At 42.3% G+C, this 24,183-nt stretch carries 23 protein-coding genes; 13 read left to right on the top strand and 10 right to left on the bottom strand.

What is annotated here, in order from left to right; all coding sequences use genetic code 11:
- Positions 1-4 precede the first annotated feature (4 nt).
- The 4 genes from ubiG (at position 5) to yfaE (ending at position 5,172) form a co-directional block, all read left to right on the top strand.
- Complete coding sequence (ubiG, locus tag OZ660_RS09445; RefSeq protein ID WP_274743332.1) at positions 5-709, top strand: bifunctional 2-polyprenyl-6-hydroxyphenol methylase/3-demethylubiquinol 3-O-methyltransferase UbiG; 705 nt, start codon at positions 5-7, stop codon at positions 707-709.
- A 603-nt stretch (positions 710-1,312) separates the two neighbouring features.
- Positions 1,313-3,634, top strand: a complete 2,322-nt coding sequence (gene nrdA, locus OZ660_RS09440) for a class 1a ribonucleoside-diphosphate reductase subunit alpha (RefSeq protein WP_274743331.1) — start codon at positions 1,313-1,315, stop codon at positions 3,632-3,634.
- Positions 3,635-3,756: 122 nt separating this feature from the next.
- Complete coding sequence (nrdB, locus tag OZ660_RS09435) at positions 3,757-4,887, top strand: class Ia ribonucleoside-diphosphate reductase subunit beta (protein WP_159624692.1); 1,131 nt, start codon at positions 3,757-3,759, stop codon at positions 4,885-4,887.
- Positions 4,888-4,899: 12 nt separating this feature from the next.
- A complete protein-coding gene (gene yfaE, locus OZ660_RS09430) occupies positions 4,900-5,172 on the top strand; it encodes a class I ribonucleotide reductase maintenance protein YfaE (protein WP_202265610.1) in 273 nt (90 codons plus the stop codon).
- A 4-nt stretch (positions 5,173-5,176) separates the two neighbouring features.
- Here the strand turns inward: yfaE and OZ660_RS09425 are convergent, their stop codons facing one another.
- Together OZ660_RS09425 and OZ660_RS09420 are read right to left on the bottom strand one after the other, a co-directional pair.
- Positions 5,177-5,419 carry a DUF2164 domain-containing protein gene (locus OZ660_RS09425; RefSeq protein WP_159624696.1) on the bottom strand — a complete coding sequence of 81 codons (243 nt, stop codon included), beginning with the start codon at positions 5,417-5,419 and terminating at the stop codon, positions 5,177-5,179.
- A 75-nt stretch (positions 5,420-5,494) separates the two neighbouring features.
- Positions 5,495-6,427 carry a LysR family transcriptional regulator gene (locus OZ660_RS09420; RefSeq protein WP_274743330.1) on the bottom strand — a complete coding sequence of 311 codons (933 nt, stop codon included), beginning with the start codon at positions 6,425-6,427 and terminating at the stop codon, positions 5,495-5,497.
- Between the two features lie 93 nt (positions 6,428-6,520).
- Between OZ660_RS09420 and OZ660_RS09415 the strand changes: the two genes are divergently transcribed.
- Positions 6,521-7,270: an SDR family NAD(P)-dependent oxidoreductase gene (locus OZ660_RS09415; RefSeq protein WP_274743329.1), complete on the top strand. Its 750-nt coding sequence runs from the start codon at positions 6,521-6,523 to the stop codon at positions 7,268-7,270.
- 101 nt (positions 7,271-7,371) lie between these two features.
- Here OZ660_RS09415 and OZ660_RS09410 read toward each other — a convergent pair whose 3' ends face one another.
- Positions 7,372-8,415, bottom strand: a complete 1,044-nt coding sequence (locus OZ660_RS09410) for a helix-turn-helix domain-containing protein (RefSeq protein ID WP_274743328.1) — start codon at positions 8,413-8,415, stop codon at positions 7,372-7,374.
- 154 nt (positions 8,416-8,569) lie between these two features.
- Between OZ660_RS09410 and OZ660_RS09405 the strand changes: the two genes are divergently transcribed.
- From OZ660_RS09405 to OZ660_RS09395, 3 genes are all read left to right on the top strand, one after another.
- A complete protein-coding gene (locus tag OZ660_RS09405; protein WP_274743327.1) occupies positions 8,570-9,691 on the top strand; it encodes an alkane 1-monooxygenase in 1,122 nt (373 codons plus the stop codon).
- Between the two features lie 80 nt (positions 9,692-9,771).
- Entirely contained in the window at positions 9,772-10,086 is a 315-nt protein-coding gene (locus OZ660_RS09400) for a hypothetical protein (protein WP_274743326.1), read from the top strand.
- A 103-nt stretch (positions 10,087-10,189) separates the two neighbouring features.
- The gene (locus tag OZ660_RS09395; protein WP_274743325.1) at positions 10,190-11,284 is read left to right on the top strand and encodes an NADH:flavin oxidoreductase; all 1,095 of its coding nucleotides are present in this window, start codon (positions 10,190-10,192) and stop codon (positions 11,282-11,284) included.
- A 113-nt stretch (positions 11,285-11,397) separates the two neighbouring features.
- On the opposite strand, the gene OZ660_RS09390 is transcribed toward OZ660_RS09395, so the two are convergent.
- The 5 genes from OZ660_RS09390 to dapA form a co-directional block, all read right to left on the bottom strand.
- The gene (locus OZ660_RS09390) at positions 11,398-13,743 is read right to left on the bottom strand and encodes a sensor domain-containing phosphodiesterase (protein ID WP_274743324.1); all 2,346 of its coding nucleotides are present in this window, start codon (positions 13,741-13,743) and stop codon (positions 11,398-11,400) included.
- 125 nt (positions 13,744-13,868) lie between these two features.
- Complete coding sequence (locus OZ660_RS09385; RefSeq protein WP_274743323.1) at positions 13,869-14,756, bottom strand: DMT family transporter; 888 nt, start codon at positions 14,754-14,756, stop codon at positions 13,869-13,871.
- Between the two features lie 127 nt (positions 14,757-14,883).
- Positions 14,884-15,597, bottom strand: a complete 714-nt coding sequence (gene purC / locus OZ660_RS09380) for a phosphoribosylaminoimidazolesuccinocarboxamide synthase (RefSeq protein ID WP_202265590.1) — start codon at positions 15,595-15,597, stop codon at positions 14,884-14,886.
- A gap of 12 nt (positions 15,598-15,609) precedes the next feature.
- Positions 15,610-16,713, bottom strand: coding sequence for an outer membrane protein assembly factor BamC (bamC, locus tag OZ660_RS09375; protein WP_274743322.1), 1,104 nt, complete (start codon positions 16,711-16,713; stop codon positions 15,610-15,612).
- 12 nt (positions 16,714-16,725) lie between these two features.
- Positions 16,726-17,610 (bottom strand): 4-hydroxy-tetrahydrodipicolinate synthase, encoded by an 885-nt coding sequence (dapA, locus tag OZ660_RS09370; RefSeq protein ID WP_159624715.1) that lies wholly within the window; start codon positions 17,608-17,610, stop codon positions 16,726-16,728.
- Positions 17,611-18,059: 449 nt separating this feature from the next.
- Here dapA and OZ660_RS09365 point away from each other — a divergent pair, with 449 nt between their 5' ends.
- The 3 genes from OZ660_RS09365 (at position 18,060) to OZ660_RS09355 (ending at position 19,521) form a co-directional block, all read left to right on the top strand.
- Positions 18,060-18,623, top strand: a complete 564-nt coding sequence (locus tag OZ660_RS09365) for a glycine cleavage system protein R (protein ID WP_202265584.1) — start codon at positions 18,060-18,062, stop codon at positions 18,621-18,623.
- Positions 18,601-19,065: a thioredoxin-dependent thiol peroxidase gene (gene bcp, locus OZ660_RS09360; protein ID WP_159624719.1), complete on the top strand. Its 465-nt coding sequence runs from the start codon at positions 18,601-18,603 to the stop codon at positions 19,063-19,065. Before OZ660_RS09365 ends, bcp begins: the two co-directional genes overlap by 23 nt.
- A gap of 156 nt (positions 19,066-19,221) precedes the next feature.
- Complete coding sequence (locus tag OZ660_RS09355; protein WP_274743321.1) at positions 19,222-19,521, top strand: hypothetical protein; 300 nt, start codon at positions 19,222-19,224, stop codon at positions 19,519-19,521.
- Between the two features lie 41 nt (positions 19,522-19,562).
- On the opposite strand, the gene OZ660_RS09350 is transcribed toward OZ660_RS09355, so the two are convergent.
- A complete protein-coding gene (locus OZ660_RS09350; protein ID WP_274743320.1) occupies positions 19,563-20,285 on the bottom strand; it encodes a CPBP family intramembrane glutamic endopeptidase in 723 nt (240 codons plus the stop codon).
- 100 nt (positions 20,286-20,385) lie between these two features.
- Between OZ660_RS09350 and OZ660_RS09345 the strand changes: the two genes are divergently transcribed.
- Positions 20,386-21,294, top strand: a complete 909-nt coding sequence (locus tag OZ660_RS09345; RefSeq protein WP_274743319.1) for a LysR family transcriptional regulator — start codon at positions 20,386-20,388, stop codon at positions 21,292-21,294.
- Between the two features lie 47 nt (positions 21,295-21,341).
- Here OZ660_RS09345 and OZ660_RS09340 read toward each other — a convergent pair whose 3' ends face one another.
- A complete protein-coding gene (locus OZ660_RS09340) occupies positions 21,342-22,418 on the bottom strand; it encodes an AI-2E family transporter (RefSeq protein ID WP_159624725.1) in 1,077 nt (358 codons plus the stop codon).
- Positions 22,419-22,719: 301 nt separating this feature from the next.
- On the opposite strand from OZ660_RS09340, the gene bepA reads away from it, so the two are divergent.
- Positions 22,720-24,183: a beta-barrel assembly-enhancing protease gene (gene bepA, locus OZ660_RS09335; RefSeq protein WP_202265576.1), complete on the top strand. Its 1,464-nt coding sequence runs from the start codon at positions 22,720-22,722 to the stop codon at positions 24,181-24,183.

Raw genomic sequence — 24,183 nt, 5'->3', positions numbered from 1 at the left:
ACCTATGACAAACGTCGACCAACAAGAAATTAATAAATTTTCTGAGCTCGCCTCACGCTGGTGGGATCCCGAAGGCGAATTTAAACCGCTTCATTTAATTAACCCGCTTCGACTTGATTTCATCAATCAGCACAGTGAGGGTTTGTTTGGTAAACAGGTTATCGATATTGGATGTGGTGGCGGTATCCTTGCCGAATCAATGGCTAAAGCGGGTGCTACCGTAACAGGTCTTGATATGGCTGAGGCGTCATTAGAAGTCGCTAAACTTCATGGTTTAGAATCGGGAATAAAAGTAGCTTACGTTTGTTCAACCGCTGAACAGTTCGCGCAAGATAATGCTGGTAAATTTGATGTTGTCACTTGTATGGAAATGCTAGAACACGTACCCGACCCCGCTTCAGTTGTTATGGCATGCGCAAAGTTAGTTAAGCCAGGTGGCCATGTGTTCTTTTCTACACTCAATAGAAACCTGAAGTCTTATTTAATGGGCATCCTTGGTGCAGAATATATTCTTAAACTCGTCCCTAAAGGCACCCACGAACACAGCAAATTTATTAAACCATCAGAGCTTATGGCGATGACAGATCAGGCAGGTCTTTTGCCTCGCGATATGACAGGGCTTCATATGGATCCGATCTCTCAAGGTTTTTATCTTTCTGCCAACAATGTAGACGTAAACTACTTACTGTATACCGTTGCACAAGATTAGACGTATCCAAGGGTACAGATAATAGTAGATGCACATTGTTGTGCACCTACTATATACAGTGTATTCAAAATAAATTAACACAACATATTGGGTCATGGTGATATTTTAAACACCATATATCGTGTTTTTATAAAAACGAGTTTCTAAGAATAAATTAATTTTTTTCGAAATCAGTTTAGCAAAAACGCTTGCAATCCCGATATTTTACGCTTGTAGAACGCTAAAAAGTTAGTTGTTACTAACGTAAATTTCATGCCAGTTTGAGTGCTTGAAATACCACCAGATATTGGGTTGCAATCGAGGCAAAACCTCACTATCTTGTGTTTAATTCAGCACGTGATCCCAAGATCAATTAACGGAATCAAAACAGATCGCGCAGAGATGCGCCATTCGACTCCGCTGAAATAAACAAGCAATACAAGAAATATATAAGCAGTCTCTACTTCATATCTTTATTCGGTATTAGTCTAGGCCGCTTTTGTGTGTGCTTTTGTTAGATCTGTAAAAACCAGACCAACAGCATGCGCATTAAAAAATTAATTATAAATGATAATGGGCAGCATAGCCCACGCATCAAGCGCTAACAGACATACGGCCAGTAACATGAACAACAACTTATTTGTCACCAAACGAAATGGTGAAAAAGAGTCCATCGACTTAGAGAAAATCCACAAAGTCGTCACATGGGCGGCAAAAGGACTAAATAATGTTTCTGTTTCACAAGTTGAAATAAAAGCACAAATTCAGTTCTTTGACGGTATCAACACCAGTGAAATCCACGAAACGCTAATTAAGTCTGCCGCAGATCTTATCTCTACTGATGCGCCTGATTACCAATATTTAGCGGCTCGCCTAGCGATTTTCCATCTACGTAAAAAAGCTTATGGACAGTTCGAGCCACCAGCGCTTTTCGATCATGTTGCCAAAATGGTTGATGCCGGCAAATACGACAAACACTTGTTAGAAGATTACACTGCTGAAGAGTTTGCTGAGATGGATACGTATATCGATCATTGGCGTGATATGAACTTCAGCTATGCAGCCGTAAAACAGCTGGAAGGTAAATACCTTGTTCAAAACCGCGTTACTGGCGAGATCTATGAGAGTGCTCAGTTCCTGTACATTCTTGTAGCGGCATGTTTGTTTGCAAATTATGATAAAAACGTACGTATGGACTACATTCGCCGTTTTTACGATGCCGCATCAACATTCAAATTGTCACTACCAACGCCTATTATGGCGGGTGTTCGTACCCCTACTCGTCAGTTCAGCTCATGCGTATTGATTGAGACAGGTGACAGCCTTGACTCAATTAATGCAACAGCAAGTGCTATTGTTAAATACGTGAGCCAGCGCGCAGGTATCGGTGTTAACGCAGGTCGCATTCGTGCGCTAGGTAGCCCTATCCGTGGTGGTGAAGCCTTCCATACTGGCTGTATTCCTTTTTATAAGTACTTCCAAACAGCGGTTAAAAGCTGCTCTCAAGGCGGTGTTCGTGGTGGCGCTGCTACCTTGTTCTACCCTATTTGGCATATGGAAGTTGAATCACTATTGGTACTTAAGAACAACCGCGGTGTTGAAGAAAACCGTGTGCGTCACCTAGATTATGGTGTTCAGTTCAACAAACTCATGTATCAGCGCATGATGAAAGACGGCTACATTTCATTGTTTAGCCCATCAGACGTACCAGGCCTGTACGATGCGTTCTTCGCTGACCAAGACAAGTTCGAAGAGCTTTACGTTAAATACGAAAACGACGACAGCATTCGTAAAAAGCAAATTAAAGCAATGGAACTGTTTAGCTTGTTCATGCAAGAGCGTGCTAGCACAGGTCGCATTTATCTTCAAAACGTTGACCACTGTAATACACACAGCCCGTTCAACCCAGAAGTTGCCCCTGTTCGTCAAAGTAACCTTTGTCTTGAAATTGCACTACCTACTAAACCGCTTCAGCATGTTAACGATGAAAACGGTGAAATTGCACTGTGTACGCTATCAGCATTTAACTTAGGTGCTATCGAATCGTTAGACGAATTCGAAGAACTAGCAGACCTGGCGGTACGTGCACTTGATAACTTATTAGATTACCAAGACTATCCTGTTCCAGCGGCTTACAATGCAACAATGGGTAGACGTACATTAGGCGTAGGTGTAATTAACTTCGCGTACTACCTAGCTAAAAACGGTGTTAAATACTCTGATCACAGTGCTAATGGTCTGGTTCACCGCACGTTTGAAGCAATGCAGTATTACCTACTCAAAGCATCAAACAATCTTGCGAAAGAAAAAGGTGCGTGTCCTAAGTTTAATGAAACAACGTACTCGCAAGGCATTATGCCAATCGACAGCTACAAGAAAGACCTTGATAGCGTGTGTAATGAGCCACTTCATTACGATTGGGACGCGCTTCGTGAAGACGTTAAGACACATGGCTTACGTAACTCTACGTTGTCTGCGCTTATGCCGTCTGAAACATCGTCTCAAATTTCTAATGCAACAAACGGTATTGAGCCACCACGTGGTTTCATCAGCATTAAGTCAAGTAAAGACGGTGTACTTAAGCAAGTTGTACCTGAGTACGAAACGCTTAAGGATCAGTACGAACTGCTTTGGGACATTCCATCGAACGATGGTTACCTACAGCTTGTAGGTATTATGCAGAAGTTTATCGACCAAACTATCTCTGCTAATACAAACTACGACCCAAGCCGTTATGAAGGTAACAAGGTGCCAATGAAGCTCCTTCTTAAAGACCTTCTTACAACGTATAAACTGGGTGTTAAAACGCTTTACTACCATAACACTCGTGACGGTGCGTCAGACACTTCAGCACTTGATGCTAAAGCCAATGTACCTATGCCACGTCAAGAAGAAGTGGTCGTAGAGGAAGACGATGATTGTGCAGGCGGTGCGTGTAAAATATAAATAACAATGCACCACCTGTTAGATGGCAAGCGCGGCAATAATGCCAACTTGCCATCTATAGTTTCGCAGCAAGAACACAAATAATAATACGCGTTAATCATTAAGTTTTTAGTTAGGCCATCATGAAATACACTACGTTTAATCAGCAAAGTACAAATCCATTGGTTGAGCCAATGTTTTTCGGTAACCCCGTAAACGTTGCGCGCTACGACCAGCAAAAGCATGCCATTTTCGAGAAACTTATTGAGAAACAAATAAGCTTCTTTTGGCGTCCAGAAGAAGTAGACGTTTCGCGCGATCGCGTTGACTTTCAAAAGTTAACCGACCCAGAGAAGCATATCTTCATTTCAAATTTGAAATACCAAACGCTGCTAGATTCTGTACAAGGTCGCAGTCCTAATATTGCTTTTCTACCTATCATCTCGTTACCAGAATTAGAGACATGGGTAGAAACATGGTCGTTCTTCGAGACAATTCACTCTCGTTCGTACACACACATTCTGCGCAACCTGTTCTCTGATCCTAGTGAGATTTTTGAAGATATCGTTGTTAACGAAGAAATTAAACGCCGCGCGGCTGATATTTCGAAATACTACGACGACCTTATTTTTGCTACGCAGCTTTGGCAAACACAAGGCGAAGGTGTTCACACTGTAAACGGCACTGCTTACACCGTTAATATGTACGAATTAAAGAAAAAGCTTTATTTATGCATGAACTCAGTAAACGCACTAGAAGCCATTCGTTTCTATGTTTCGTTTGCCTGTACCTTTGCATTTGCGGAACGTAAGCTAATGGAAGGCAACTCAAAGATCATTCGTTTGATTGCACGAGACGAGAACCTTCACCTTTCATCTACCCAGCACATTCTTAATTTATGGGCGAAAGGTAAAGATGATCCAGAAATGGCACAAATCGCCGAAGAGTGTAAAGACGAAGCGCGCGCAATCTTTATGAACGCGGTAGAACAAGAAAAGCAATGGGCTGATTATTTGTTCCAAAACGGCTCAATGATAGGGTTAAACAAAGAAATTCTGTGTCAGTACGTAGAATACATTGCCAACCAGCGCATGACAGCAATTGGCCTTGATGCACCGTTTGACATTAGCAGTAACCCACTACCGTGGATGAATAACTATCTGAACTCAGACAATGTGCAAGTTGCTCCTCAAGAGTCTGAGATTAGTTCCTACTTAGTTGGTCAAATAGACTCTGCGGTAAGCGAAGACGATTTCGCTGATTTTGAGCTGTAATCTTACAGCTTAATGAGTAGTGAAAAAACGAGGCTTCGCATCGATGTAGTCGATGTGGGGCCTATTGACGCCCCTGTCGATAAAACAATTTTAAGTGCTTTAGAAGCAAGTGATGTTCATATTCACTACCATTGCCGTGAGGGCTTTTGTGGTGCTTGTAGAACAAAGCTTTTGGAGGGAGAAGTAGAATATACTACAGACCCGCTTGCGTTTATTGATGACGACGAAATACTTCCCTGCTGTTGCATAGCCAAATCGCCCCTTAAAATAAAAGTGCCTTTGTAAGCAACTACACCTCTTTTTCTATGGCATACAAATCTTCATCTATCGATTCGAGACGCGCTTCAAACACCGCTCTGGCATCGCGCAACCCACTGTTGTAAAACACGCCGCCCATTTCTTTTGCTATAAATTCAAGAAGAAATTCACCGTCAAATTGACCAAGCTCAACCCCCAGTTCATTATCAAAGTATCGCTGTAATTTATCAATTAACGCAGATTTTTCTTCGCTACTAAATGTAATGTCGCTCATATTCTTTCCTTTAAAATTTAACCATTTATGTTATCGACTTGGGTTCAACTGCGTTTTTGTATTAGTGCATTCGTGCTAACCATTGTCGAGAAATAGCCCTTCACATAGTTTTCTTAGCGTATCAACAAACCACTTCATGGACGCAGATTGGCCAAGCTTTCTATTAAAAATCGCGTGAGTTTTTGTGTAATCCACATTTGATTCAAAAGGAAGCTCAACGATGGCCAAGTCGTACTTGCTCTTATACTTGTTTGCAATATGCCGAGGTAAAGTAACGAGTAAATCAGATGTAGAAATAATATCTGGTGCAGGCGAAAACTGGTTAATAATTAATGCTACGTGCCTTTTAAGTCCCAGTGACATTAACATATCGTCCACAAAGCCACGTACGTCTCCTTTTGGACTGATTAACAAATGACGACCTTCCACGTAACGCTGTAGCGTTAACTCATCATAGTGTGAAAGTGGGTGGCCTCCCCTCATTACACACACATAATCGTCTTCTATTAAGGTAACTTTTTCAATTCGCTCAGGCAAATCACCAAATGCACTAATGGCTATATCAATTTGCTGATCATCAAGCAGTTCTATCGCTCTTCCTTCCATAGGTCTTGTTGTTATAGACATATTGGGCGCATGTAAACTGAGGTAATGGGCAAGCTTAGGCATTGCAAGTGCAACAAAATAATCGTGCGTTGCTAAACGAATCGTAACCTCAGATGTACTTGGATCGAATGTCGCAGGCGCTAATGCTTGCGAGAGCTCAGCTAACGCTTTGCTGACCGCAGGTGCGATGTCCAACGCTCTAGACGTTGGTTTCATACCATTTGGGCTTTTCACGAACAGTTCGTCATTCAATGCATGCCTTAACCTGCTTAGCGCATGACTTGCTGCAGGTTGGGAAAGGTACAGTGCATCAGCTGCTTTCGAGACGTTTCTGTAACGCATCACTGCGTCAAAGACACGTAGCAAGTTTAGGTCAAATACATTTAAATTCATATTGTGCATAACACTTATACCGTTAATTCATTTCAAACATTAACCGGGTGTTACTAGGATATCAATACCGCTTAGGTATTTAACATCAATTGGAGATTTGAAATGACAACACTAAACGACAAAGTAGCAGTAATTACGGGTGGTAATAGTGGTATTGGGCTAGCCGCAGCAACACTTTTTATTGAGCAAGGCGCACGTGTGGTCTTGTTTGGAAGAAATCAAACTACGTTAGATGAAGCAGTGTCAAAACTTGGCCCTCGCGCTGTTGGCGTTCAAGGTGACGTCACGAATTTAGACGACCTTGAAACCCTTAAGGATGAAACATCGATGCGTTTTGGGCAAATAGACATTCTTTTTGCAAACGCAGGGCTTGGTGTTTTTTCACCTATCGAAAATATTGACGAAGCTAGCTACGACAAACAGTTTGATATAAATGTAAAAGGCGCATTTTTTACCGTGCAAAAATTGCTACCGCTATTAAAAAATGGCAGCAGTGTCATACTTACCGGGTCAGCCGTGCATGAGAAAGGTGTAGCAACGGGCAGCTTATACTTCGCAACAAAAGCGGCAGTGCGTTCGCTTAGCCGTACACTTGCGTCCGAACTAGCGCCAAAAGGAATTCGTGTTAACACGTTAAGTCCAGGTATCGTTAGAACAAACTTTGCAGAAAATACTAACATCGCGTCTGACGATTTTGAGGGCTTTGTAGGTATGGTGGCTTCACAAGCGCCGTTACAAAGACCAGGCACTATGCAAGAAATTGCGAATGCCGCACGTTTCTTAGCAAGTGATGAGTCTTCTTATATGACGGCTGCAGATCTCGTAGTCGACGGTGGATGGATGAACGTATAGGATAGCGATGCCCGTTTTCTGGTCTTCAATATTGGTTTATAAGATCATGTCGTTTGAAGGCCAGAAACGCTTATCTCGCATACTATTTTAGGCCCTTACATTCAAAAAGCAGATGGCGGTCGCCCGTAGTAATTGACAAATGCGCGACGGAAATTTGTAGGCTCGGTATAGCCCAATTGATACGCAGTTTGTTTTACACTTAGCCGCTTTACAAACAACAAGTCCAAAGCTTTGCGCATCAGCGTTTTTTCGCGTTCTTTTCGAAAGCTTGTATTCTCTTTTTCCAATTGCCTATGCAAGGTTCTCTTGCTTATACACAGCGCGTTGGCAGCGCTCTCAAGTGAAGGTATCGTTGCATTATGCTGCCGTAAGAAATGCCTAAGTTTTTCAGTAGCATTGTTTACTACCAGCGCTTCGTACTCCATTTCACAAAGCTTTACAGCATAATCAAAACTTACTTTGTCACTATTAACGAGTGGTTGATGGGCCTTTGATTTGTCCAATACAATCGCACAATACGGTTGGTCATAAAGCCTTTCAATGTCTGGTGCACTACACTCTGAGTGAAGATGTTGACGATGGCTGTTACAACCACACTTTTCCGTTGAATAATCAAAAATTACACGCGATATTACTGGGCTGTTTCCTTCGCTAACAAGGCTACTATGTAAATTGAGCAATGCTGAGGTAAGTGCATCTATAAAAAATTGATGTACATGTTCTCGCCAATATAGGTCGTGCACGGTTACAACTATATCGTTATGCTTCTCAATAATGTGTAGTTCCAGTCCGGGCACTCGCATTGCAATAAAGCGTTCAAACAGCGAAATAATATCGATTACAGTTGGGCTATTCATTATGGCAAGCCCAAAGGGGCCGTGATGGATTAACTGTAACGCTTCTCCTAATAGTACACCTGGTCTTTTTATGCCGTGGCCTTCAACGAGATTATTAACCAGTATGATAAAGTGTTCAGCAGCCATCTTTGCACCGGCTTGCTTGAACTGTTCATAGTGAAGTCCCTGCTTATCTAAACAAGATGCCAGTGCCACGCCATTACGTGCAAGTACCTTTTCAAGTTGCATAATATAAAATGTAGGCACACTGCTTACATCATTATCTGTAATTTCTAGGTTGCTGCTCATGCTTACACGTTGTCGTCACAGTGGATCACGCAAAAATGTTAAATTACTGTAAGCACCTTGGCAATAAATGATTCCCCCTTGTCAATTTACGCACTCTTTGTCACAACTAATTTAAGGCAAACTCCTCTACTCTGTTTCTGTATGGATGGTTGTCATGCTGCATTATTTTAAATTCTTTAACTTTTACATCGCAGTGCTATTTGGCCTGATTTCTATCTGGTTTGGTGGCAACGCTATTTACTTAGGCTTTGCCTTATATTTAGCATTTTATGTATTAGGTGATGCGTTATTGGGCGATGACTTATCTGAGCCCCCATTGCTTAATGCGGGGTTACTGAAAGTCATGCTTTATAGTGCCCTTCCTCTATCTTGTTGCATTTTAGCTACAGCACTAGCGCTTGTATCAACGCCTAGCGCCCCACTTCCCCATTTGCTATATGCGCAGTTCAATATCGACATCAACGCTTTCACACCGCAGGCAACCACAATGCAAACTATCGTAGCAATTCCTTTTTTAGCACTTATGCTAGGTGGTGTAGCAACGGTTGTCGCCCATGAGTTAGTTCACCGTGTTGGTAACCCTGTGGCGGTGTGCATTGGACGATGGTTGCTTGCTTTTAGTTTCGACGCTAACTTTTCAATTGAGCATGTCTATAACCACCATGTAAAAGTTGCAACGCAAGATGATCCTGCTACTGCACCTCGTGGGCGTGATGTTTATACCCATTTTGTCATTGCCTTTATGGGTACCCAACAAGCTGGCTGGCACATCGAATGTAAACGGCTAGAGCGAAATAAGTTGCCCAAAATCAGTCTACATAATAAATGTATAAGGGGTTGGTTAATGAGCGCCTTTCTCGCCTTGGTGGCATTTAGCATCGCAGGTATTAATGGCATCGCAATGTTTGTTGCCCTTGGTATTAGTACAAAATTTACACTTGAAATTGTAAATTATATGGAACATTACGGACTCGTCCGTTGCCCGCGCCAGCCTGTTAGACCAAGGCACTCATGGAATTCAAATCGACGCATCAGTTGTTGGACTATGTTTAATCTGCCGAGACACAGTCATCATCATGCGCAAGGCGCAGTGCCATTTGAGAAACTAAAAGCCCTGCAAGACTCTCCCCAAATGGTAAGCGGGTACATATCAACTATGGTGCTCGCACTTATTCCTCCGCTTTGGTTTCGAATAATGGAAAAGAAATTGGCCCATTGGGATGAACACTTTGCAAGTGATAGAGAGAAAGAAATTATTGCTAAGCAATTTAAATGATTTCAATACAGAAGGTCATGAAATAGTGTTGGCCTGGATATGGCATAAGGTTATAGAGACAAAAAACGAGGAAGTACTCTATGAAATACCGAAATTTAATTGCCTCTGTAACAGTGAGCAGTGTACTTGTGATTTCTCCTTCAGTTTTTGCCAAAAATGGCGACAAGGATAAATCACTTCCACCGGGTTTGGAGAAAAAGCTTCAACGTACCGGTGAATTACCCCCTGGATGGCAAAAGAAGCTCGCTGTCGGTAATGTAATGGAAACCAGAGTTTATAAACATTCTCGCGTCGTCGTGCCTGTTGATAGAAAAGGCGTGATAACCGTTCAAGTAGAAGATCGTGTTGTCAGGCTTATTCAGGCGACCCGTGAAATAGTTGAAATACTCGACTAAACCATTCGCTTATAAGGCACTATCACTAATACGAAATTGACTTACTATTGGGTGAGATTACTATTTCTTGCAACTAAGCAACTGACTGGTTTAAGGAATAGTAATGACCACTCCCCTTTTTACACCCTATACAAGCGAAAAATTAACCTTAAGTAATCGCATTGTAATGGCGCCGATGACCCGCCAATTTTCACCTAATGGTATTCCAACTAACGACGTTGCTGATTACTATCAAAGACGCGCACAAGGTGGTACCGGACTAATTATTACCGAAGGTACTACGGTAAATGACAACGTCGCGACAATGGACGCTAACATTCCACAATTTCACGGTGAACAAGCTCTCGCTGGTTGGAAACGTGTGGTTGAAAAGGTACACAGTGAAAATGGGAAGATCATGCCTCAACTATGGCATGTGGGAATGGCACGAGTAGCAGAAAAGGCGCCTTTTCCTGAACTACCTAGTGCAGGACCTTCGGGACTATTTAAGCCCGGAAAGCAAGGTGCAGAACCGATGACTGTAGCGCATATTGAAGCGGTCATAGAGGCGTTTGCACAAGCGGCCTCTGATGCTCAAGCTATAGGAATGGATGGCGTTGAAATACACGGCGCGCATGGTTACCTGATTGACCAGTTTTTTTGGGAAGGCACTAATCAGCGCACTGATAGTTGGGGCGGTAACATGGAAAACCGTAGTCGTTTTGCCGTTGAAATCATTAAAGCCATTCGTGCAACTACGTCTCCCGACTTCCCAATTATTCTTCGCTATTCACAGTGGAAGCAACAAGACTACACCGCACGTCTTGCCCACACGCCACAAGAACTTGAGCAATTCTTGCTTCCACTAAGCGACGCAGGCGTGGACATTTTCCATTGCTCGCAGCGCCGATATTGGGAAAACGAATTTGAAGGCAGTGAGTTAAACCTTGCGGGCTGGACTAAAAAACTCACAGGTAAACCGACAATAACCGTCGGTTCGGTTGGTCTTAATGATGACTTCTTCGGTGCATTTAAGGGCCAAGATTCCAGCACGCGCTCTGTTGATGACTTACTGGAACGACTTGGCGCTGGTGAGTTTGATTTAGTCGCGGTCGGCAGAGCGTTGCTTCAAGATCCTAACTGGGCCAACAAAATAAAAGAAAATCGTATGGATGAACTAGAGCAATATTCTGGAAAGGCCTTAGCGTCACTATCCTAGTGTAAGTTCGTATGAACTGCCTTATTACCATACGGTTATTTTGATAAAAAACGTTAAGCGGGGCTTATGGAAGTTATCCATTGACCCCGCTTTATTCTGAGCGCTTTTTTCTCTTAGCCTTTTTCGTGGCGCCTGATTAACAGCGCTTCAAAATCGGACTTAGATAATGGCTTTGCGAAAAAGTATCCTTGACCATAGTCACAACCCATCGATTTTAAGATCTCTAGTTGCTCTTGCGTTTCTATGCCTTCAGCGACTACCTGTATCCCCAGTTTTTTCGCCATAACGATGATAGCTTCACACAACACTTTGTCGTTACTTACCTCTGTCATAGAATGCACAAAGCTTCGATCAATCTTTATATAATCAGTTGGAAATTTTTTAAGGTACGATATTGAAGAAAAGCCAGTTCCGAAGTCGTCTAGCGCAATGCTGACGCCTGCTTGTCGGAATTGGAACAATTTTTTGGTGACCTGAGAATTAGCATCCATGAGCAAGTTTTCGGTGATTTCAAGCGAGACAGCATTGGGTGATAACTCATTGTCCAAAAGCTTCAGTAACCAATCCATAATATTGGGGTCACGATGAAAATAGTGATTTGGTGAGGTATTAATACTTAACTGTAAATCGGGGCACAGCGATTCCCGCCACTTAATGGCATCTTGGCAAACTTGATCAAATACCCAATTGCTAATTTCAATAATAGTGCCTGACTCTTCTGCTACTGGTATAAATTCATCAGGTCTTATCAAACCTCTATCTGGGTGCTGCCATCTTAATAATGCCTCTGCTTTAGACAGTCGATTTGATTGAATATCGATAATAGGTTGGTACTCAATATAAAACTCACAGTTGTTTAGTGCATTGCGTAAATCATTTTTATACGACAACCGTTTCAATGCCGACTCTTGCATTTCCTTTGAGTAAAATTGATGACTGTTTTTTCCCTGAGCCTTAGCGCCATACATGGCTTGATCAGCGTTTTTGAGTAACGCTGTCACATCGTCACCATCATCTGGATACAAAGTAACACCAATACTCACACTAGTATGAATATGCCGTTGTTGCAGAACATAAGGTTCGGATATTTCTTTAAGCAGTTTTTGGATAATGTTATCTAAATCACGCGAACGGGTTATGCCACCGAGTAAGATTACAAATTCGTCGCCGCCTAACCTCGAGGCTGTATCCTCTTGTCGTATGCACTTTTGAATACGTGCAGCACACTCAATCAGTAACATATCGCCCACATCGTGGCCGAGGGTGTCATTTACGTCCTTGAAATTGTCTAAATCTAGGAAAAGTACCGCAACTTTCGTTTTGTCTCGTTTAGCTTGTGAGAGCAGTTGCTTTAATTGTTCTTCCATCAAATTGCGATTTGGCAGAGATGTAAGCACATCAAAGTTGGCTTGGCGCCAAATTAATTGGTTAGCTCTTTCTCTTTCAATTGCAATACTGGCTATATGTGCAAATTGTTCAATAAGAACAAGTGCATCAGCACTTGGTTTGGATGATGAACGATGGTATATCGCAAACGTGCCTAAAACACTGTTGTCGGCCCCTCGAATTGGCTGAGACCAACAGGACCCGAGATTTGCCTGTTTAGCCAGTTCTGACCATGCCGACCAGTAAGGATGTGTCGCAATATCTTCAACAACGGTCAGTGCATTAGTAAATGCCGTATTGCCACACGAACCAACCCCTGGCCCTATCTCAACCCCATCAATGGCGTCGTTGTAGAAATCGGGTAACGAAGGTGCAGCCCCCATCACTAAACGATTACCTTCGAGAAGAAGAATACTGCACATCTGGCCTTTGTATTCTTTTTCGATTGCAGCCACAATTTCCGCTAAGACAGATTCAAGTGATTTAGAGGTAACGACCTTTTCTAATATGGTACTTCTTACCCTAGCAAGCTTTTGAGACTCCTCGGCGGTGGCTTGATATTGCTTTACTTGCTTTAAGAGCTTTTGCTGATTTTCTCGCAGTAATTCGGTTTCTACTATTTTGCCTAAATCAGCAAGTTGTTTGATTTGGTCTTTATTAAAAGTCTTAGGCGTACTATCAAAAACACATAGGGTTCCGACAGGCAAACCTTCAATCATGATATTCACCCCTGCGTAGAAACGAACTTTTGGCTCGTCAGTTACAAAGGGGTTATCAGCAAAACGTTTATCTTTTAATGTATCTGATACTACGAGATAGTGTGATTCTGCAATTGTGTGCGCACAAAACGCCTGATCTCTAGGCGTTTCTTCCATGTCGACGTTTACCGTCGACTTAAACCACTGACGATCCGCATCTATTAAGGATATAGTTGAAAACTTGCACTGAAATAATTGTGTCGTAAGGCGTGTTATTCTATCAAATCGCTCTTCACGCTCAGTATCAAGCACGTTAAGACGATTCAGCGCTTCTAGCCTTTCCAACTCATTGGCAAGTTTAGGGGGAATGATCAAGGTTGTACCTCAAGCTGTCTCAACGAGTACAACGCGTACCGCTTTTAAAACACACTGTGTAACTATATAAACTTTACGCCATATTACAAAAAAAGTTCAATATTTAACTAACCTGAAACGCAGTATCAATGGCGATTCTGACGCTTTATCACCAGATAAATGCCTAACAATGTCATGGTAGAAGCGATCACAATTTGAATGGTTAATAACTCTGCGAGGAATAACCAGCCCATCGCTGTGGCTATGATCGGCACACTCAATTGTACTGTTGCAGCCGTGGTCGCTTTGAGCAGTGGCAATGCGCTATACCAAATAGCGTAACCACATGCTGATGCAATAACACCAGACATTATAGCCAACACAACGCCTGTCTCATCCCATGTAAAACTATTCGGATAAGAAACGACAACGCTCAGTGAAAATGGTAGGCAAAGAATGCTGGCATATACAAAATTTCCACTGGTGCTTAAGAGTGCTGATTGGCTTCGTTTACCTATAATCGAATACATCCCCCAGGCTATGCCGGAGATAATCATTAGCGCACCAGAAAATATGGAAGGCGCCACTGACGAGGGCAACATCAATACTATCAACCCCGAGAAAGCCAGTAAAAACCCTCCCCACTGAACAAAGGAAAACCGCTCTCCATTAATAAATCCGAAACCTATCATGGTAATTTGTACAGAACCGAAAAGTAACAAAGCACCACTACCTGTAGACATACCGATATAGGCAAAAGAAAAACAGACTGCATATAAAAATAGCGCGATACCGCCTCGATAACTGGCGTTTTCTTTAAGTGTACTAAAAAGCGTGCTGATTTTATTTTTACTAGGGTCGCCAGTTAGCGTTAGCAGTGATAATAGTAGAAGCGATATTGCGCCACTGGTTAGCCTGATCACAGTGAATAAGGTTGGATCAATAGTCGTATTACTCAATGCCATTCTGCACAAAAGTGAGTTAGCCGCAAAGGCCAACATCGCTAACGAAACCAACCACAATGTCTTATACAAATTTAAGCCTTAAATCACGATTTGATATCACACATTTTGATGTCGCACATGATTAAATAGAAATAATTGTAGAAACAAAAAGAGGACCGCTATGGTCCTCTTTTCAATTCGATTTTTTGTGCACCCGTTAAAGCGAAAGCCCTAAGCGTTCTGCCACTTCAATGTACGTTTCAACGACCGAACCTAAACCCTGTCTGAAACGGTCTTTATCCATTTTCTTACGGGTTTCTTTGTCCCACAAACGACAGCCGTCTGGCGTGAATTCATCGCCGAGTACAATATTGCCATCTTTATCAACGCCAAACTCAAGTTTATAGTCAACAAGAAGCATACCTGCATCATCAAACAACTGCTTAAGTACACTGTTTACTTTAAAGGTTAATGCCTTCATTTCAGCTATTTGTGCTTCAGTTGCCCAACCAAATGACAAAATATGATAGTCATTGACCATAGGGTCATGAAGTGCATCGTTTTTGAGGAAAAACTCGAAAATAGGTGGGTTAAGCTCTTTGCCTTCTTCCACACCAAGTCTGCGGACAAGTGAACCAGCAGACAAGTTTCTCACCACACACTCAACTGGGATCATGTCGAGCTTCTTAACCAAAGACTCAGTATCAGAAACAAGCGCTTCAACTTGCGTTGCAATGCCAGCCTCTTCAAGCTTAGTCATAATAAAGTGATTAAACTTGTTGTTTACTTCACCCTTACGCTCAAGCTGCTCAATCTTCTCACCATCAAACGCCGACGTATCGTTGCGAAAGTGTAGAATTAGCTTGTCGCTATCATCAGTGTAATAAACAGTTTTTGCTTTACCGCGGTAAAGCTCATCGCGTTTTTCCATTCTCAGTCTCAGTTATATATCAAGGTTATCTTCTGACATGACCTCAGCAAATGCACTGTAAAGGTCGGAAACCTGATTTGCTTCAAACGGTACACTTTCATTGTTCATGAAAGTTACTGAAGTGCGCTCTGCACCTGCTTGAGCAACTTTCAAACGATAATCGCCTTTCTTAAGTAGCTTTTTATCGCCTGAAAACAAACCGTCCCACCAGCTGCCTTGATCACCATTATAGGTCACAAACAACAGGCCGTTCGATTTATCTAAATCTTTAACGTCAAAACCGAGCTTTCTTAGCACCAACAGCATTCTAGGCCATACAACATCGTATTTGGCGTCAACGACATACGCTGCATCACCATCGGCGTTAAAGCCCATTTCGGTGTTGATACCCTGACGAATTCTTGCAATACGGCGAGTTTCGGCCAACTGGATTTGATACTCGTAATGACCGATAACTTGGTTTAGTACTTCAACTTCTTCACGACGCTCTTGCATTGAAGACACATCTGCAACTACGTCGTTGCCTAGTGTTTGCATATAGTCTTTAAGCTTTACCGTAAGTGCAGCACTGCGCCCATGTGGTTTAACGTCTAGACTAAACTCGAAACGACGTCCAATTTCACTTTCTTCGTCAATAAAACTATACCAAGGACCATCTATTTCTTTGGTAATGATCATCCAGTCTGTGATCAGTACTTTTTCTTCTGGGCTGAAGCTGTCAACACCAATGCCCTCTTCATCGAGAAAACTTAAAAGTGAATTCCAAATAGCCTGACTTAGCGGCTGGCTGTCATCAACTTGGTCGAACCAAATTGTTGCAGAGTTTTTACCTTCTTCGACATGAGAGCCTGTCACTAACGGCAACACCAAAGCAGGAGACTGTACTGCTAGTGTTTTACCAACAAGCGTGGCATCAGCTTTTTTACCTAATGGTGGTAAAGCGAATTCATCAGAAAAATTAGGAGAATCTAAATCGGCAGGTACCTGTAAAACTTTTTGTTCTTGAGTTTTTAAATATTCATAGCTACCCGACGCGGTCTTTCTATCTGTTTGGCTTGAACAACCTGCAAGTGCAACCATCGCCACTGAACTTGCTATAGCCAGCGTTCTATTCATCTGTGTTCCTTATTAACCAGAAATCAATGCGTATTTTTTTAGTAGTTCTTCGATACGTTTTTGGCTTGATAGTTCCGGTAAAACCATAGGTAATCGCATAACTGCGCTTTCCATCATGCCCATTTTATATAATGCCCATTTGGGCATTACTGGATTTGGCTCGATAAATAGCTCGCTATGAAGCAACGAAATCGTGCTGTCAATATCGCGGCATTTATCAAAATCTTTATTAAGTGCAGCTTCACACATTTGTGCAATCGCCTTCGGCACTATATTAGCCGTAACGGAAATGACCCCATGTCCACCTTCACACATAAATTCTGCGCTTGTGCCATCGTCGCCACTTAGTAGCACGAAATCATCGGGAACAAGAGGTTGTGTTTCTTTAAGGCGAGCAATACTGCCTGTTGCGTCTTTAAGGCCCACTATATTTTTGTGGTTTGCCAGTTCTGCAACAGTTTCTGGCAGCATATCGGCAACGGTTCTGCCTGGGACGTTATATAGAAGAACGGGAAGATCGCTTGCATCTGCAATAGCGTTAAAGTGCGCTATCATTCCAGCTTGTTGTGGCTTGTTGTAATATGGCACTACACTTAGAAAGCCATCAATACCTACCGAACCTAACTGTTCAGTAAGAAAAATCGCTTCAGCGGTAGAATTAGCACCACTTCCTGCAATTACCGGAATTGCACCAGAGGCCATCGCCACCGTTTCTTTAACCACATTTACGTGTTCATCAAAAGGAAGTGTCGCAGATTCGCCAGTTGTCCCAACAGATACAATGCCGTGGGTACCCTGCTCAACATGAAACTTTACAAGTTTCTCTAGAGACTTGTAATCAATATCGCCGTTTTGAAACATCGGCGTGACGAGTGCTACGTAACTACCAGTAAACATAATCTCTCCGCAAAATGTGAGCGCACATGTTAAATACGTCAGTGCTTAAACACAAGTGATAGCGTGCGTAAAATGACAAGTATTTGACAATATCTTATTCAAAGCGTCGAAAAAGGCACTGACTTATAAAAAAACTCTGTGCTAACATCTTGCTAGTTAGGGAATTTAACTGATGTTGTTTAAAATTCATCCCCTTGTTAACTGCAGCCCATTTGGCAGGTATAACAAGTCATGGTGATTTTATAGCGAATTTGCTATCGGCAGCTGGTTAAACCAACCAACGTATAAAATTTTACGTGTGCAATTTGTCAAAAAACGATTGGCGCTAAACCGTGCTTTTAAATAAAAACACAGACTATGCCAGTCGCCGATGTTAGGTGGATATCTGACAATTTACACGCTTTTAAAACAGCAGCGGCCATTGTGCCTTTGAGCTTGAAGAATACTAGATGTCAAAACACCAACTTATTGTCACTATTCTGGGAACAGACAAGAGTGGCATTCTCAGCGAAATAGCCAGCACGGTTTCTGAGGCGCAATGTAATATTCTCGATAGCCGACAGGCAATTTACGGACGCGAGTTCTCGCTTACGATGATAATCGAGGGAACACAAAGTGCAATTACAAAGGCAGAGTGTATACTGCCAGCGTTGTTTCAGCGCCTTGATCTATTGTCGATGATGAAGCGCACGAGCCACCACGAAAAACAAAATTTAGAACACTTATTTAATGTAGAGTTTAGCGGCGAAGATGCAGCAGGCTTGATTAAGTCTGTTACGGGCTTTTTTGCCGAGCGCCATGCCATGATTAGCGCGTTTAGACAGCGCACATTTAAAGATAAATTGACCGGCAAAGACAACATGCGATGCAAATTTGTGGTGTCTTTACCCGCATCGGATAACTTAGATGCCTTAGAATCTGATCTAATGGCCCTGTTTGCTACGTTAAATGTCACAGGTAAAGTTGTCGATAAACAGAAAAAGGATCCTAATGAAAACGTTACAGGCTGGTGATAAAGCACCACAATTCTCATTGCAAAACCAAAATGACGAAACGGTCTCGCTAGCAGATTTTGCTGGAAAAAAAGTACTTGTTTATTTTTATCCAAAAGCAATGACACCAGGATGCACAGTCCAAGCGCAGGGCTTACGCGATATCAACAATGAGTTGACTTCGAAAAATGTCGTGGTTTTAGGGATAAGCCCTGATGCCGTAAAACGACTGCCTAAATTTATCGAAAAAGAGAGCTTAAACTTTACGCTGCTTTCCGATGAAGACCATGCTGTTGCAGATGCGTTTGGCGTATGGGGCCCTAAAAAGTTCATGGGTAAGGAATATGACGGGATTCACCGTTTAACGTTTTTGATTGACGAGAACGGTGACATTGAACATGTGTTTAATAAATTTAAAACGAAAGAACACCACATTGTTGTTTTGGACTACTTGAATAACTAAATAATTCTAAGCACTGTGTATTAAAAGCCCCTCGTTTGAAGGGGCTTTTTTTTACCTACGCTCCAAAGCTCACGTTTTCGTTTCACCTTTTGTACTATCGGTTTATTTAATCAAAACAACTTGATTAACATTGCTATTCAATTTTTGAAACAACAATTGTTGCATTTAAAAGCTATGTTCAAACCCCATTATCTCTATTTTTTAGTTCTTGCTATTACTGGCTGCACTAGTGCTCAGGCTCCCGCTTACCAAGAAGACAGAGCGCCGGAGAATAGAACTGAATATAACGGCCTGCGCGGTGTTGTGCAGCAACAACGCGACCAAAACTATCTGATGAGCAAAACATTATCTGAGAAATGTAATAACGCAAAAGTCGACCTTGTTGTAGCGCAATCGCAAGACAATAAGGAAGACATGGCAACACAAAAGCGCATCATCAACGAAACATGTAGATAGTGCGACGCACAGTGATTTAGGCGTTCTATTTTACCGTTTTTTTACCGGCTAGAATAACTCGAACTGTAATTATCAGCGTGTTTTCTTTGCGTAATGAAATATAAGAGTCCTACGTACGCATCTTGTAAGAAATGCAGGACAATAACCACAAAAAGAGAGCCACTTAAAAGGTAAATTATCGACAATACCGCGCCGACAAGCGCTGTCCGTAATACATTGTTCCAACCTTGATAGACATGGCACAAGCCAAATAAAGCACTCGATACTACGACTGATAAAGGTAAACCAATATATTCATCCAACGCGTGCAATAGATAGCCTCTAAAAAGTAGTTCCTCACAAACACCTGCACACACAGAGACACCACAGATAAACCATCTTGCTTCATTTACATTACTTGGAAGTAAATAGTGGAACCCGTTGAGTTGTTTCGCAATTTTGGCTAGTTCCCTCTCATTATCAACCACGCTACGAAAACTTATTAACAGATAACCAACGATCACTACTACCCCAAAAAACGCAATGCATTGCGATACGTTAAAATCTATAACCAATCCCAACTCATGCGCCGATACGTCACCGAGAGCCATTAAAGTGAAAAGCAACGAGGTGGGCACAAGCAATAGTAGTATCGTTTCTTGATAAGCCCGCACCTTGGTTATTTTGCCGGTTGTTATTCTTTGCTTCGTGCTCCCTGAATCAATAAGTTCAATGGCTGGTAGTAATGCAAAACACATTAACAAGAGTACTTCGATAAACATCATAGTGTAGTTCGCCTAAATGGGTAATCGTTGCCTATGATATTGACCAATCATATTAAATAAATAATATTCTATTTTAGGATAACTAAACTAAAAGTTTACTATGATAAAGATTGAGCTCATCGATTCTTTTTTGCTGGTAGCTAAACTGGGTGGAATATCAAAGGCCGCGGACAAAAAATCCTTATCCGCAATGGCCCTAAGTAAACAAATGCGATTGTTAGAAGAACGCGTCGGGCATCCTTTGTTTATCCGCACCGGACGACGTATAGCGCTAACAGAGTTTGGCAACAAGTTTAAAAATGAAGCAGAGAAATTAGCGCAAAGCCAAGCATCATTGCTTAACTGGCTTGACGAAGTATCAGGCACTGTAAGTGGAACACTTCGGGTATTGTTTCAATCACCGATGTTGTGTGACGAGACAATTATTCCTTGGTTACCACAATTCCTCGATACGTACCCCAATATAAATGTCGAGCTTGATGTCAAAGAATCGCTTATTGATATTGCAGAAGACGATTATGATATTTTTTGGGGTATAAGCGAGTATTTAGGCGAGCAATGCCCTAACCTAAAACGCAGAGATTTGTGGACTTCACGCTATGGCGTTTATGCCTCACCACACTACATTGCAAAACGTGGCCTACCGTCTCACCCTGATGATTTAGACTCACACGACATTGTGGGTTACCTTCACAATCAGCCATCAAACGTATTAGTGCTACAAGAGCGTGGACGCCCTATTTACCGTACGCTGAGCCAACGCGTTGCCAGCGTAACTGGAATGGTAGAGTTAGCCATTGCAGGGCTTGGTTTAGTTAATGCCGGTGACGATGTTAAACAAATCGACGATGCCGTTAAGGCAAAACAACTGATCCCGGTACTAGAGGATTATTGGTGGCAAGAAGCGAAAGTCTTTATTTATTATCACAACGTAAGGCACCATCAGCCAAAAGTGAAAGCATTCATTGACTTTTTCTTAGCTAAGCGGGATATATGGGCAAACGCTTAGTACCACTAAAAAAGGGGCTTATCGCCCCTTTTGTTATTCCGTTGCAGTTATGATTCTACTGGTTCAGTGACCACAACAGGGTTACTCGACCAAGCAGTGACCACGGCTTTAACAAGCGTTGCCAGTGGAATGGCAAAAAATACACCCCAGAACCCCCACAACCCACCGAATACTAAAACGGCGATGATGATATAAAGCGGGTGTAAGCTTACCGCTTCTGAAAATAATAATGGTACCAATAAATTACCATCAAGGGCCTGAATAATGCCGTAGGCTATCATCAAGTACCAAAACTCAGGGGTTATCCCCCACTGAAACATAGCCACTACCGCTACAGGAATGGTAACAACCGCGGCGCCGATATAGGGAATTAATACCGAAAACCCTACTAGCACACCCAGCAATATGGCGTATCGTAAGTCCATCAAGACAAAGGTGACGCAACTCACCACGCCTACAATAATGATTTCAATAACCTTTCCACGGATATAATTGGCAATCTGAGAATTCATCTCATGGCCAACTTGCGTAATAAGGCGACGTTCTTTGGGTAGAAGGCGTGAAATACTGTCGAGGAAAAACAGTTTATCCTTCAGCATAAAGAAAACCATGAGAGGCACTAAAATCACGTATACCAATAGCGCAGCCAAATTTGCGATATTGCTAAAAGACGCAGAGATCAATGTCTCTCCCACCTCTACCAATTTATCATTCAGACCTTCCATCATTTGATGAATTTGATAAACCTGCACATAGTCAGGATATTTATCAGGTAAGGTTAAGATCCATTCCTGCGCTTTTTGCCATATTAATGGTGTTTCCTGAATAAGATTTACGCTTTGCTTTGAAATAATCGGCACTAGACCTATGAGGGTGAATATCGTTAGGGTGATAAAGCCCATCAATACAACGGCACAAGATAAAGTGCGGCTTACACCTATATTGACCAGTCGTGTCACCGGCCAGTCGAGCAGATAGGCAATGACTGCCGCTACCAGTACTGGCATGATTAGTTCGCCCCACAGCAATAAAATTGCAGTGGTGAAAAGGATCAGTATTAGCAGCATTGCTGCATCAGGATCGGAAAATTTGCGTCGGTACCATCGACCAAAAACGCTAATCATAATGTCGCCTAGATAAACCAAAGAATAGGACAGGCATCATAGTTTATTGCGCTAGTTGATAGCAATACGAAGAGTGTAAGAATCTTTGAAAATCAAACTGGTATGATGTTATTCAAAGTCTGTTTTAACGCGGTAAATCTCACGTAAATTGTCGATGAGCGTGTTACTAAATAGGTCTGATAGTGGTATAACTGTGTTAATCACGAGTAAATGTACAAAAGAAACGATAAAAATTGAAACTGTTTAACAACTTAGCGCTCTAAGTAGTTAGCAAAATAACGTGTTCAGAATTTGTAGGTTCATGATAAAAAAGATTTCAACATCTCTGGTTGCCCTTTCTTTTGCGCTTACTGCAAGCCTAACGGCCATAGCGCAAGACGCCAATTACAGCAATAAAAATGCACTCCCAGAAATAGGTGTTGTAGCATCTGATGCTATATCGCTTGATAAGGAAATGATCGTTGGAGATGCGGTAATGCGTCAAATGCGCGGTCAAAGCCCCCTTATTTCAGACCCTGTACTTGATGAGTATTTGCAAGACTTGGGCAACCGCCTTGTAGTGCATGCCGAGAATGCTAAATTTCCCTTTGAGTTTTTCTGGGTAAACAATGATGCTATTAATGCGTTTGCATTTTTTGGTGGTCACATTGGCGTACACACGGGTTTAATGCGTCGAGCGGAAAACGAAAGCGAGCTAGCATCTGTACTTGCTCACGAAATTTCACACGTAACCCAGCGCCATATTGCGCGACGAATGCAAGCGCAACAACGCTCATCACCTTTGGCAATTGCGTCTATGATTGGCGGTATCTTGATAGCAATGGCAAATCCAGAAGCGGGTATTGCCGCAATGCAAGCTGGCTCAGCGGCGTCTGCTCAACTGCAGATTGACTATACGCGCACCAATGAGCAAGAGGCCGACAGAATTGGAATTACCATGCTGGCACGGGCGGGATTTGATCCAAGAGCCGCAGCAAGCTTTTTCTCGACAATGGCGGAAGAGTACCGCATGGTGTCAAGACCACCTGCACGCCTGCTCACTCACCCATTAACCGAAACGCGTATTGCTGATGCAAGAAATCGTGCTGACGATTATCCGCGCCGCAACTTACCGATCAATAAGCAGTTTGAACTAGCGAAAGCACGTATCAAAGCACGCTATTCATTTGATGCCGATTACGCCGTTGAATATTTTCAAGCATCAGTTGAACAAAAGGTTCAGCGCAGCAAAGAAGCCAGTTTGTATGGCCTGGCGCTTGCCTACCTGCGTGCTGAAGAAACCGAAAAAGCGCAAGACATTATGGTGAAACTACTCGCCAATGATTCAAGTAATTTGTTTTATCTAGACGCGATGACTGATATCTATATCTCACTCGGCGAGCCGCTTAAAGCCGTGCAAATGCTTGAGCCCCATGTTACGCATAACCCTCGAAATCAAGTACTGGCGTTAAATCAGGCTAATGCACTTATTAGCGCTCAGAAATATGATGCCGCAATAGAGTTACTTAAAGATTTTCTATTAGTGAAAAAAGACTATCAAATTGCCCATCAATTAATGAGTGAAGCGTATCAAAAAGCCAAACGCTTTTCTCAGATGCATCAAAGCAAAGCGGAGGTCTACGCCCTTTACGGTGCCTATAATCGTGCGGTAGACGAATTGCAGTATGCCTATAACTTTGCCGGTGATGACCACCTACAAAAACAACGCATTCGAGCGCGCATAAAGCAATTTAGGGATCAAGAAGAACGCTTACAACGTCTGTAA

This window comes from Alteromonas sp. 009811495 (assembly GCF_028865455.1).
Taxonomy (GTDB): Bacteria; Pseudomonadota; Gammaproteobacteria; order Enterobacterales; family Alteromonadaceae; genus Alteromonas.
This window is presented reverse-complemented; position numbering and strand designations above follow the sequence as displayed.

Excerpts from the sequence above, each read along its gene's own strand:
- ubiG (WP_274743332.1), top strand. The coding sequence starts at position 5 with ATGACAAACGTCGACCAACAAGAAATTAATAAATTTTCTGAGCTCGCC.
- bcp (WP_159624719.1), top strand. The coding sequence starts at position 18,601 with ATGAAAACGTTACAGGCTGGTGATAAAGCACCACAATTCTCATTGCAA.
- OZ660_RS09395 (WP_274743325.1), top strand. The coding sequence starts at position 10,190 with ATGACCACTCCCCTTTTTACACCCTATACAAGCGAAAAATTAACCTTA.
- OZ660_RS09415 (WP_274743329.1), top strand. The coding sequence starts at position 6,521 with ATGACAACACTAAACGACAAAGTAGCAGTAATTACGGGTGGTAATAGT.
- OZ660_RS09400 (WP_274743326.1), top strand. The coding sequence starts at position 9,772 with ATGAAATACCGAAATTTAATTGCCTCTGTAACAGTGAGCAGTGTACTT.
- dapA (WP_159624715.1), bottom strand. The coding sequence starts at position 17,610 with ATGTTTACTGGTAGTTACGTAGCACTCGTCACGCCGATGTTTCAAAAC.
- OZ660_RS09410 (WP_274743328.1), bottom strand. The coding sequence starts at position 8,415 with ATGAGCAGCAACCTAGAAATTACAGATAATGATGTAAGCAGTGTGCCT.
- OZ660_RS09345 (WP_274743319.1), top strand. The coding sequence starts at position 20,386 with ATGATAAAGATTGAGCTCATCGATTCTTTTTTGCTGGTAGCTAAACTG.
- OZ660_RS09405 (WP_274743327.1), top strand. The coding sequence starts at position 8,570 with ATGCTGCATTATTTTAAATTCTTTAACTTTTACATCGCAGTGCTATTT.
- OZ660_RS09425 (WP_159624696.1), bottom strand. The coding sequence starts at position 5,419 with ATGAGCGACATTACATTTAGTAGCGAAGAAAAATCTGCGTTAATTGAT.
- OZ660_RS09420 (WP_274743330.1), bottom strand. The coding sequence starts at position 6,427 with ATGCACAATATGAATTTAAATGTATTTGACCTAAACTTGCTACGTGTC.
- nrdB (WP_159624692.1), top strand. The coding sequence starts at position 3,757 with ATGAAATACACTACGTTTAATCAGCAAAGTACAAATCCATTGGTTGAG.
- purC (WP_202265590.1), bottom strand. The coding sequence starts at position 15,597 with ATGGAAAAACGCGATGAGCTTTACCGCGGTAAAGCAAAAACTGTTTAT.
- OZ660_RS09340 (WP_159624725.1), bottom strand. The coding sequence starts at position 22,418 with ATGATTAGCGTTTTTGGTCGATGGTACCGACGCAAATTTTCCGATCCT.
- bepA (WP_202265576.1), top strand. The coding sequence starts at position 22,720 with ATGATAAAAAAGATTTCAACATCTCTGGTTGCCCTTTCTTTTGCGCTT.
- OZ660_RS09350 (WP_274743320.1), bottom strand. The coding sequence starts at position 20,285 with ATGATGTTTATCGAAGTACTCTTGTTAATGTGTTTTGCATTACTACCA.
- nrdA (WP_274743331.1), top strand. The coding sequence starts at position 1,313 with ATGAACAACAACTTATTTGTCACCAAACGAAATGGTGAAAAAGAGTCC.
- OZ660_RS09365 (WP_202265584.1), top strand. The coding sequence starts at position 18,060 with ATGTCAAAACACCAACTTATTGTCACTATTCTGGGAACAGACAAGAGT.
- bamC (WP_274743322.1), bottom strand. The coding sequence starts at position 16,713 with ATGAATAGAACGCTGGCTATAGCAAGTTCAGTGGCGATGGTTGCACTT.
- yfaE (WP_202265610.1), top strand. The coding sequence starts at position 4,900 with ATGAGTAGTGAAAAAACGAGGCTTCGCATCGATGTAGTCGATGTGGGG.